General features: G+C 74.3%; 11 protein-coding genes. 9 read left to right on the top strand and 2 right to left on the bottom strand.

What is annotated here, in order from left to right:
• Positions 1 to 8 precede the first annotated feature (8 nt).
• A complete protein-coding gene (gene rpmF / locus ACL02T_RS30235) occupies positions 9 to 182 on the bottom strand; it encodes a 50S ribosomal protein L32 (RefSeq protein ID WP_412834206.1) in 174 nt (57 codons plus the stop codon).
• A gap of 71 nt (positions 183 to 253) precedes the next feature.
• Here rpmF and ACL02T_RS30230 point away from each other — a divergent pair, with 71 nt between their 5' ends.
• Complete coding sequence (locus ACL02T_RS30230) at positions 254 to 1,423, top strand: GTP-binding protein (protein WP_412834205.1); 1,170 nt, start codon at positions 254 to 256, stop codon at positions 1,421 to 1,423.
• Positions 1,424 to 1,521: 98 nt separating this feature from the next.
• Here the strand turns inward: ACL02T_RS30230 and ACL02T_RS30225 are convergent, their stop codons facing one another.
• Positions 1,522 to 2,712, bottom strand: coding sequence for an MFS transporter (locus ACL02T_RS30225; protein ID WP_412834204.1), 1,191 nt, complete (start codon positions 2,710 to 2,712; stop codon positions 1,522 to 1,524).
• A gap of 107 nt (positions 2,713 to 2,819) precedes the next feature.
• Between ACL02T_RS30225 and ACL02T_RS30220 the strand changes: the two genes are divergently transcribed.
• The 8 genes from ACL02T_RS30220 to ACL02T_RS30185 all read left to right on the top strand — a co-directional run bounded on the left by ACL02T_RS30220 (position 2,820) and on the right by ACL02T_RS30185 (position 10,099).
• The gene (locus ACL02T_RS30220) at positions 2,820 to 4,370 is read left to right on the top strand and encodes an ABC transporter substrate-binding protein (protein WP_412834203.1); all 1,551 of its coding nucleotides are present in this window, start codon (positions 2,820 to 2,822) and stop codon (positions 4,368 to 4,370) included.
• Positions 4,367 to 5,338: an ABC transporter permease gene (locus ACL02T_RS30215; RefSeq protein WP_412834202.1), complete on the top strand. Its 972-nt coding sequence runs from the start codon at positions 4,367 to 4,369 to the stop codon at positions 5,336 to 5,338. Before ACL02T_RS30220 ends, ACL02T_RS30215 begins: the two co-directional genes overlap by 4 nt.
• The gene (locus tag ACL02T_RS30210) at positions 5,335 to 6,210 is read left to right on the top strand and encodes an ABC transporter permease (RefSeq protein ID WP_412834201.1); all 876 of its coding nucleotides are present in this window, start codon (positions 5,335 to 5,337) and stop codon (positions 6,208 to 6,210) included. The genes ACL02T_RS30215 and ACL02T_RS30210 overlap by 4 nt, the downstream gene beginning before the upstream one ends.
• A gap of 11 nt (positions 6,211 to 6,221) precedes the next feature.
• Positions 6,222 to 7,793: an ABC transporter ATP-binding protein gene (locus tag ACL02T_RS30205; RefSeq protein ID WP_412834200.1), complete on the top strand. Its 1,572-nt coding sequence runs from the start codon at positions 6,222 to 6,224 to the stop codon at positions 7,791 to 7,793.
• Entirely contained in the window at positions 7,790 to 8,374 is a 585-nt protein-coding gene (locus ACL02T_RS30200; RefSeq protein WP_412834199.1) for a GNAT family N-acetyltransferase, read from the top strand. Before ACL02T_RS30205 ends, ACL02T_RS30200 begins: the two co-directional genes overlap by 4 nt.
• A complete protein-coding gene (locus tag ACL02T_RS30195) occupies positions 8,371 to 8,709 on the top strand; it encodes a hypothetical protein (RefSeq protein WP_412834198.1) in 339 nt (112 codons plus the stop codon). The genes ACL02T_RS30200 and ACL02T_RS30195 overlap by 4 nt, the downstream gene beginning before the upstream one ends.
• Positions 8,646 to 9,608, top strand: coding sequence for an MFS transporter (locus tag ACL02T_RS30190; RefSeq protein WP_412834197.1), 963 nt, complete (start codon positions 8,646 to 8,648; stop codon positions 9,606 to 9,608). Before ACL02T_RS30195 ends, ACL02T_RS30190 begins: the two co-directional genes overlap by 64 nt.
• Positions 9,609 to 9,694: 86 nt before the next feature.
• Positions 9,695 to 10,099, top strand: coding sequence for a Fur family transcriptional regulator (locus ACL02T_RS30185; protein ID WP_412834196.1), 405 nt, complete (start codon positions 9,695 to 9,697; stop codon positions 10,097 to 10,099).
• The last annotated feature ends 2 nt before the right edge of the window (positions 10,100 to 10,101 follow it).

Raw genomic sequence — 10,101 nt, 5'->3', positions numbered from 1 at the left:
CGGGCTGGTCAGCGGAGGATCCCGCGCCGGTAGGCGGGGACGAGGTGGCGCGGGACCAGCGTGCGCACCCCGTCGACCGTGATCGGCACGAGGTCCGGGGCGTTGTCGCGGACCTTGCGGCTCCATTGCGCCTTGCGGGACCGGGTGTTGCCGCGCGACGTGCGGCGCTTGGGGACGGCCATCGGTGCTCCTCCTCCGGGCGGGACAGTACCGCCCACCGTAAATGACAACCGTTTCGCATAGGGTGTGGGGTGTGTCGCGCACTGACTCCCGAATCCCCGTCACGGTGCTGTCCGGTTTCCTCGGAGCCGGGAAGACCACCCTGCTCAACCACGTCCTGGCCAACAGGGAGGACCGGCGCGTCGCCGTGATCGTCAACGACATGAGCGAGGTCAACATCGACGCAGCCCTGGTCACGGAGCGGTTCGACGAGAAGCTCGTCGAGCTGAGCAATGGCTGCATCTGCTGCACCCTGCGCGAGGACCTCCTCGACAGCGTCGGCGAGCTCGCCCGTTCGGGCCGGTTCGACACCGTGCTGATCGAGTCCTCCGGCATCTCCGAGCCGATGCCGGTGGCCGCGACCTTCGAGTGGCGGTTCGACGACGGCACCAGCCTGTCCGACCACGCCCGGCTCGACACCATGGTCACCGTCGTGGACGCCACCGGGTTCCTCGCCGAGATCCGCGACGGCGAGGCACTGGCGGACCGGGGCCTGGAGGCCGTCGAGGGGGACGAGCGGACGATCTCGGACCTGCTCGTGGACCAGGTCGAGTTCGCCGACGTGCTGCTGCTGAGCAAGACCGACCTCGTCGAGCCGGAGGTCGTCGTGCGGCTGGAGGCACTGCTGCACGAGCTCAACCCGGCGGCGCGGGTGCTGCGGGTCGATCGCGGCGAGATCGACCTCGCCGAGGTGCTGGACACCGGGCGCTTCGACCCGGTGCTGGCGGCGGAGAACCCGGGCTGGGCGACCGAGCTCGCGGACAGCCACACCCCGGAGACCGAGGAGTACGGCATCCGCTCGACGGTGTTCCGCTCCGACCGGCCCTTCCACCCGCAGCGCCTCGCCGAGGCTCTCGACGGCTGGGAGGGGGTGCTGCGCAGCAAGGGCTTCTGCTGGGTGGCGAGCAGGCCGGACGTGCTCGCGGTGTGGTCGCAGGCGGGGCCCAACCTGGCCCTCGACCCGGGTGAGCTGCTCGGGCCGGACTCCGACGCGCCGCGCCAGGAACTGGTGTTCATCGGCATCGAGCTCGACGTCGACGAGGTCGCCCGCCGCCTCGACGCCGCCCTGCTGACCCCCGCCGAGGTCGCCGAGGGCCCGGACGCGTGGCGCTCGTTCTCCGATCCGCTGCCGGAGTGGGACCTGGCCGACCTGCACGGCGCTCACGACCACACCCACGAGGTCCAGCTCTCCGCGGGTTACTGACACGGCGGCCGACGACCCCCGCGACCCCTCCTGCCCGAGCGCCGCGGCGACCCCGGTGTTATCCGGCCCCGGTGTTATCCGGCCCCGGCGCTGGGGGCTCACCGTGCCGTGGCGAAGCGGGCAGCGCCGGGGGCGAGCAGGGCGAGCAGCGGGGCGACCAGGCAGACGCCCGCGCACGCCGCGAGCACCGGGCCAGTGCCGATGCCCGCCATTGCCGGGGCGATCAAGGCGAGCCCGAGGGGTGCCAGCCCGTAGGAGAACAGGAAGTCCACGCTGGACACCCGGGCGAGCAGTCGAGGTTCGACCTCCCGCTGCACGGCGGTGAACCAGGGCACGTTGAACAGCTCGATGCCGACCCCCGTCACCGCGTACGCGGCGACGACGACCGCGGCGGGCACCGGCAACCAGAGCGCGAGCGGCGCCACCGCGTAGACCGCGAGGCCGAGGAGGGCGACGCGGCCCGGTGCGGCCGGCCGCCACCGAGCGATGAGGAAGGCGCCGACCAGGGCGCCGGCGGTGTAGGCAGTGGTGGCGGCGGCGAGGACCACCTCCGAGTCGTAGCGGTCCCGCGACACCAGCGGGAGCGCTACCCCGGTGGCCGAGTAGCCGGTGGCGATCACCGCCGTCAGGGCGCCCAGCCCGGACACGAACCAGGGATGCCGGCGAGCCTCGCCCAGGCCCTCGGCGAACTCGCGGTGGAACCCGACGTGCTCCGTCCGTTCGGCGCGCCCGGCCCCGCGCGGCGGCAGCAGGGCGGCGACCAGCCACAACGCGCCGGTGCAGGCGACGAGGGTCCGGGTGTCGACGACCAGGGCTGCCAGCGCCGCCGCCGACGGCCCGACGAGCGTGCTGACGCGCACCGCGATCGTCGTGGCGGCGTTCGCGGTCTGCCGTTGCTCCGCCGCCACCACCTCGGCGGTCAGCGCCTGGAACGCCGGTCGGCATGCGCCCTGGCCCGCCCCGACGACCGCTGCGGCGAGCACCACGAGGGCGGTCGACGTCCCCATGCCCCACGCGACGAGCGGGCTCGCCACGGCCGCAGCGGCCGAGGAGGCGCCGACCACATCCCGTCGGGAGTAGCGGTCGGCGAGCACCCCGGCCACCGGCACGGCGGCGAGGAAGCCGACGGTCCGGGCGGCGAGCGCCAGGCCGAGGCCGGCGCCGTCGAGGGTGCGGTCGAGGACGGCCAGACCCAGCAGGAAGGGCAACGACCAGGTGGCGAGACCGGAGGCGGTCGTGCCGACCCAGAGCCGGAGGAAGGCGGGGTCGCGAAGGACGGAACTGCGCATAGCGGCCATCAGGATGCCAGGGTTTCCGAGCCACACGAAAGTGACAATCGGTTCCGTTATCACTTACGCTCCTGGCCGATCTCCACCCGACCGAACGGAGCCCGACCGTGCGCCGCACGCTGACCGCGATCCTCGCCTCCCTGGCGGTGGCACTCACCGGATGCGGAGGTGGCGGGGGCACCGCCAACCCCGACGGCCCCCTCACCCTCGCGGTCTCCCGCATGAACGCGACCCTCGACCCGGCCGAGGCGTTGACCACCAGCTACCTGCGCTCCTACGGGGCGGGGGAGTCGCTGGCCAAGATCCGGGCGGACGGCTCGGTGGCCCCCGAGCTGGCGGAGTCGGTGGAACAGACGGCGCCGGACACCTGGACGGTCCGGCTGCGCGAGGGCGCGACCTTCCACAGCGGAGCGCCCGTCGACGCCGAGGCCGTGCGGGCGTCCCTGGAGCGGTCCCGGACGGAGAACCAGCTGGCGGCGAACCTGATCCAGGGCGTGACCTTCACGGTCGCCGACCCGCGCACCCTCACGGCCCGGACCTCCGGGCCCTCGCCGTACCTGGGCTACTCGCTCGCCCACTACGAGCTGCAGATCCACAATGCGGCGTCCTACGCCGGCGGTACGGCGACCCCGTCGACCCAGGCGGACCTGACCGGCCCGTTCCGCGTGACCGGGTTCACGCCCGAGCGGGAGCTGACCCTCGAGCGCAACCCGAGCTGGTGGGGTCCCGCGCCCGCGGTCGAGCAGATCGCCGTGCAGCAGGTCTCCGACGGCGAGGCGCGCGCCCAGATCGCCCTCGCCGGGCAGGCGGACATCGTCGACCTCCTGCCGACGTCGGCGGTGGCGCGGCTGCGGGACGCCGAGGACGTCACGCTCCAGGGTGCGCCCGCCGCGAACACCGTCGCGGTCTACCTGAACCCGTCCTCGCCCGCCGCGCCCGCGCTCGCCGACCAGCGGGTCCGCCAGGCGCTGGCCTGGGGCGTCGACCGCCAGGCCGTCGCCGAGATCGCGGGCGAGGGGCTCACCGAGGCCTCGCCGAGCTGGCTGGCCTCCAACCCGTCCGTTCCGGAGGCGAAGAACCAGGGCTACACCCGGCCCGACCCGGAGCTCGCCGGTCGGCTGCTCGACGAGGCGGGCTGGGTGCTCGGCCCGGACGGCCGCCGGGCCAAGGACGGGGCCCCGCTCACGATCCGGCTGCAGACCTGGGGCAACGAGGGCCCGACCGGTGAGGTCCTGCAGTCACAGTGGGACGCCCTCGGCGTCACCGTCGACCTGTCCTACGTGGACGACACCCTCGTCCAGCAGGCGCGCGAGCGCGGGGACTGGGACGCCCAGACCGCGGCGTTCACCACGCTGGGCAACGTGCCGAGCCTGTTCGCCGTGCAGATGGGGCCGGAGGGCTCCGGCAACTACGGCGGCTACGACCTGCCGCAGGTCGCGGGGCTGGTCGAGCGGGCGAACAGCGCGCCCGACGAGGCGAGCCGCAAGGCCGCCGTGCTCGAGCTCAACGCCCTGCACACCGAGGTCGTCCCGTCCGTCCCGGTGCACCCGCGCCCGCAGGCCACGGCCGTGTCGAACCGGGTGACGGGCTTCCAGCCGCACCCGCTGCAGTACGAGAACCTCGTGCAGCCCGGCTACACGTTCGCGGAGTCGCCGTGACGCCGTGGGGCGTCGTGCGGTCGCTCGCGTCTTCCCTGCTGGGGGGTCTCGCCACCCTGTTCGTGGCGTCGGTCGTGGTGTTCGTCCTGGTACGGACCGCACCGGGCGACCCGGTCGACGTGCAGCTCAACGAGGCGGGCGGGATCGCCCTGAGTCAGGCCGACGAGGAGCGCATCCGCGCCGAGCTCCGCGCCGAGCTCGGGCTGGACCGCCCCATGGTGGAGCAGTACCTGAACTGGCTGGGCCGGATGGTGCGCGGCGACTGGGGGACCTCGTACCGGACGGGGCAGCCGGTGGCCGCGGAGATGCTCGACCGGATGCCCGCGAGCCTGCTCCTCGGGGCCTGCGGCTTCGCCGTCGGGGTGCTGCTTGCCGGGGCGCTGGCGCTCGCGGCGAGCCGGCGTCCCGGAGGGGTGGCCGACCAGGCCGTCCGGCTGCTGACCTTGACCACCGTCGCGGTGCCGTCCTTCCTGCTCGGGACGATCGGGCTCCAGCTGGCCACCGCCGCCGTCGGCTACCGGATCGCCGGGCCCGCCTCGGTCGAGCGTCTGTGGCTGCCCGCGCTCGTCCTCGGTGTGTCGATCATGCCGACGTTGTCCCGTGTGCTGCGCGCCTCGCTGGTGGCCGAGGGCGGGCGGCTCTACGCCGTCGCCGCGCTCGCCCGCGGCGCGTCGCCGGAACGGACCCTGCTGCGGCACGTGCTGCGCCCCGCCGTCGCACCCGTGATGGTGCTGGGCGGCCTCGCCTTCGCCTCGCTGGTGACCGGCTCGATCATCACCGAGGCGGTGTTCACCTGGCCGGGGATCGGCAACTACGCCGTCGAGGCCATCTCTGCGCAGGACTACCCGGTGATCCAGGCCTACGTCGTGGTCACCACTCTGCTGGTCGTGGTCGTCAACCGGGGTATGGACATCGCGTCGCGGCTGGTCGACCCGCGCGGCGATGCCCGGGTGGAGGCCGTCGCATGACGCTCATCGCCGCGCGCCCGTCGGCCCGGAGACCGCTCGGTTCGATCACCCGTGGTCGGGGCCGGGGGCTCGTCGCCGTCGGCGGGGTCCTGCTCGCGCTCGTGGCGCTCGGCGCGGTGCTGGCGCCGTGGATCGCCCCGTTCGACCCGGCCGCGCAGAATGCGGGCCCGCGGATGGCCCCACCGAGCGCGGAACACTGGTTCGGCACCGACCGGTTCGGCCGGGACACCTTCTCCCGGGTGCTGCACGGCGGCAGGCAGACGCTGCTGCTCACCGGCGCCACGATGCTCGCGATCGGTGCGGTCGGCGCGGTCGTCGGGGTCCTGCTCGGCCTCGTCGGCCCCCGGCTCGACGCCCTGGGCCGACGGGTGGTGGACGGGATCGTCGCGTTCCCGGCCGTGATCGTCATCCTGGCGTTGGTCGGGCTCCGCGGGCCCTCGCTGCTCACGGTGCTCGGCGGTGCCCTGCTGGTGTGGTGGGCCCCGTTCGCCCGCCTGGTCCGTGCGCTCGTGCGCGGGGCGCTCGCCGAGCCCTCCGCGGTCACCGCGCGGGCGCTCGGCGCGAGCGGGCCGCGGCTGCTGGTCGGGGAGGTCGCGCCGCGGCTGACCGGGCCGCTCGCCGTACTGACCGCGATCGAGAGCGGCCAGCTCATCGCGACCGTCGCGGGCCTGTCCTTCCTGGGCATGGGCGCGCAGCCGCCGGAGGCGGAGTGGGGCGCGATGCTCGCCGAGGCCCGCGGCGTCGCGCTCGCGAGCCCGAGCCAGGTCCTCGGACCGGGGCTCGCGGTGCTGGTCACGGTGTTCGCCGTGACGTGTCTGGGGGAGGGGCTGCGTGACCTGTCCGACCGCGCGGCGATGGTGGTGACCCGGTGAAGAGACTCACGGTGAGAGGGCTCGAGGTCGACTACCGCGGCCACTGCGTGCTGTCGGACGTCGACCTCGACCTGGCCGCCGGTGAGGCGGTCGTGGTGCTGGGCGGCAGCGGGTCCGGGAAGTCGACGTTGCTGCGTGCGCTGCTGGGACTGGTGCCCGCCCCGGGCCGAGTGCGGGCCGAGGAGCTTCGCCTCCACACCGGCGACGGGTCGACGGACCTCGCGACGGCCGATGGTCGGCGTGGGGCCCGCGGGCGCGGCATCGGGCTGGTGTTCCAGGACCTGGCACTGGCCCTGAGCCCGCTGCGCCGGGTCGGGTCGCTGGTCGCGGAGGCGAACGGGGACCCGACGGGCGTCGAGGACCTGTTGCGCGGAGCGGGGTTCCCGGACCCGGAGCCCGTCGCGGCCCGCCGGGCGCACGAACTGTCCGGCGGCATGGCCCAGCGGGTCGGGTTCGCGCTCGCCGTGGCCGCCGACCCACCGGTCCTGCTCGCCGACGAGCCCACCACGGCCCTCGACGGCCCGGCCCGCGACGAGGTCGTCCGCAGGCTGTGCGAGCGGGTCGCCGCGGGCACCGGACTGCTGCTGGTCACCCACGACGTCGGGGTGGCGGCCGCGGTCGCCGACCGCGTGGTGGTCCTGCACCAGGGGCGGGTCGTGGAGAACGGCGGCGTCGACGAGGTCCTGCGCACCCCGACCCACGAGGTGACCCGTTCGCTGGTCGAGAACGTGCCGTGGTCGCTGCCCGCCCGCAGCACGACGCGGGCGACGCCGACCGGGCCGCCCGCCCTGCGCGTCGACGACCTCCGCGCCCGCTATCGGGGCGCGGGCGACCCGGTACTCGACGGCCTCTCGCTCGAGATCGGGGCGGGGGAGGTCGTCGGCGTCGCCGGGCGCAGCGGCGGCGGCAAGACCACGCTGCTGCGCTGCCTGCTCGGTCTGCACCGCCCCGACTCGGGGCGGCTCGCGCTCGACGGCATGGACCCGGCGGAGCAGGGCTGGCAGGCCGTGCGTCGCGCGGTGCAGGTCGTGCCGCAGGACCCGCGCGCGAGCCTCAACCCGTGGCGGACGGCCGCGCGCCTGGTCACCGAGCCGATGGTGTACCACGGCATCGGGGACCGGGTGTCGCGGCGGGCGCGGGCCGCCGAGCTGCTCGCAGAGGTCGGGCTCGACGGGCTGGGCGACCGCAGACCCGGGGCGCTGTCCACCGGGCAGTGCCAGCGCGTCGCCATCGCCCGCGCCCTGGCCGTACGCCCGCGTCTGCTGGTCGCCGACGAGCCGGCCTCCGCCCTCGACGCCACGCTCCAGGCGGACGTCCTGCGGTTGCTGGCCCGGGTGGTGGCCGAGCACGGCATGAGCGCGCTCGTCGTGTCGCACGACCTGCACGTGCTCGAGCGGCTCTGCGACCGGGTCGCCGTGATCGACGGCGGTCGGATCGTCGAGGACCTGCCCGTGGGGCGGCTGCGGGCGGAGGCGACGCACCCGTGCTCCCGGGCGCTGCTCGACGCCCACCCCGTCGACCCGTTGGACTCCGGCGCGCGCCGGAGGAGACTGGAGAACAGCCCGGTGAGAACAGCACGATGAGCACGACCATCCGCCGGGCCGTCACCCGCGAGGACCTCGACGGAGCGCGCGACGTCGTGTTGCGGACCGCCGAGGCCGACCTGGGCTACGGCTACCAGCCGCAGTGGCACTGGGACCTGGACCGACCCATCGAGACCTATGTGGACAACCCCCGGCAGGCGATGTTCGTCGCCGTCGAGGAGGGGACCGTGGTGTCCACGGCCGCGATCCGGGTGGGCGGGCCGAACGTGCCCCCGCACCCGGAGGAGCTCGGCCGCCGCTACGCCGACCGGGAGGCCGTGGCGCAGCTGCTGCGGGTCGCGACCCTGCCCGGGCACCGTCGCGGCGGCCTGGCCCGCAGGTTGGTCGCGGCGTGCCAGGAGTTCGTCCGCGCCGACGGCGGGTTCCGGGTGATCTACCTGCACACCAACACCGTGGTGCCCGCCGCGGAGCCGTTCTGGCGGTCGCTGCCCGTGGTCGAGATCCGCGACGACCGCGGGGCCGCGTCGGACGCCCGCTTCCAGACCGTGCACTTCGAGCTGCCCCTGGACGTGCCCCTGGACGTGCCCCTGGACGTGCCCCGGGACGTGACAGCCACGTGAGCGGGCCGACCCTGCGGAGTCGGTTCGGGTCACTGTCCCCGGCGGCGAAGCTGCTGGTGGTCAACCAGTTCGGCATCAACACCGGCTTCTACATGGTCCTGCCGTTCCTCACCGTCTACCTGGCGACCGAGCTCGGGTGGGCGACCGCGCTGGTCGGGCTGGTCCTGGGCATCCGCGTGCTCTCCCAGCAGGGCCTGTTCCTCATCGGGGGCACGGCCGCGGACCGGCTCGGCTGCCGCCCGATGATCGTGCTGGGCTGCGGCTGCGGGTCGTGGCCTTCGGGCTGTTCGCCTTGGCCACCGCCCCGGCAGGGATCATCGCCGCGGCCGTGTTGACCGGGGTCGCCGGGGCTCTGTTCAACCCCGCCGTCCGCTCCTACCTGTCACGCGAGGCGAGCGAGGACCGGGCCGGGGCGTTCGCCGTGTTCAACACGGCCGGGGACGCGGGCGCCTTCGTCGGCCCGCTGCTGGGTGCGGCGCTGCTCGCGGTGGACTTCCGCCTGGTCTCCGCGGTGGCCTGCGGGGTGTTCGCCCTTCTCACGATCGCCCAGCTCCTGGTGCTTCCCGCGCGCGAGGTCGACACGCACACCGACACCGTGCTCGGCAGCTGGCTGACCGTGGTCCGCAACCGCCGGTTCCTGGCGTTCACCCTCTGCGGCTCGGGCTACTTCGCGCTGTACAACCAGCTCTACCTGGTCCTGCCCCTGGAAGCCGAGCGGGTCACCGGCACCCCGGCGGCGGTGGCCGTGCTGTTCGCCGTGTCCACACTGCTCGGCGTCCTGTTCTTCGTCCCGATCGCGGCCTGGGGCGCCCGCCGCATGGCGCCCGGGTCGTGCGTCGCCCTGGGGCTCACGCTGATGGCCGTCGGGTTCGTTCCCGTCGCGCTGTCCGCCCTGCTGCCCACGGCCACCACCGTCGAGCCCCTCCCGGGGCTGGTCGTCCTGGGCGGTGCGGTCCTGTTCACACTGGGCATCGCCCTGGCCAATCCGTTCACCATGCAGCTCATCCCGGTGGTCGGCGACGAGCGGCTCACCGGCACCTACTACGGCTTCTTCTACCTGGTCTCGGCGCTCGTCGCCGCCGGGGTGTCGGCGGCCGCAGGCTCGCTGCTCGACGCCGGCGCCCCGGCCGTCGCCGCCGGGTGTGTGGTCGTGGTCGGGTCGGTCTGTGCGTGCGGAACGGGGTGGCTCCAGCGCCGCGGCGCCCTGGGTGGCGCCCGACGGAGGACTCTGTGACAACGACAATCGTTATCGAGTACCCTGGGCGGCCCGGCTGCCGACGCCGGGCCCGACCGGCGCCCCGACGCCTGTGGGAGATTCCGATGAACGCACCGGCATCCGGCGTCCGCGCCACCCGTCAGCGGGCGGCGATCCTGGCCCTGCTCGACCGCACCGACCGCTTCCGGTCCGCTCAGTCGATCTTCGACGAGCTGCGTGCGGACGGTCACGGCATCGGTCTCACCACGGTGTACCGCACCCTGCAGGCCCTGGTGGCGGGCGAGGTCGTGGACGTGCTGCGCTCGCCCGCGGGGGAGTCGCTCTACCGGCGCTGTGAGACCGAGGAGCAGCACCATCATCTGGTGTGTCGCCGCTGCGGGATCGCGGCGGAGATCCCCGGTCCGGTGGTCGAGGCGTGGGCGAGGGAGGCCGCCGCCCATCACGGGTTCTCCGAGCTCAGTCGGACGCTCGAGGTGTTCGGTCTGTGCCGCCTGTGTGGGACCCGGTAGGA

It is taken from the genome of Pseudonocardia oceanicola (assembly GCF_047200735.1).
Taxonomy (GTDB): domain Bacteria; phylum Actinomycetota; class Actinomycetes; order Mycobacteriales; family Pseudonocardiaceae; genus Pseudonocardia.
The sequence above is the reverse complement of the archived record's forward strand: the minus strand, read 5'-3'. Positions and strand labels throughout refer to the sequence as shown.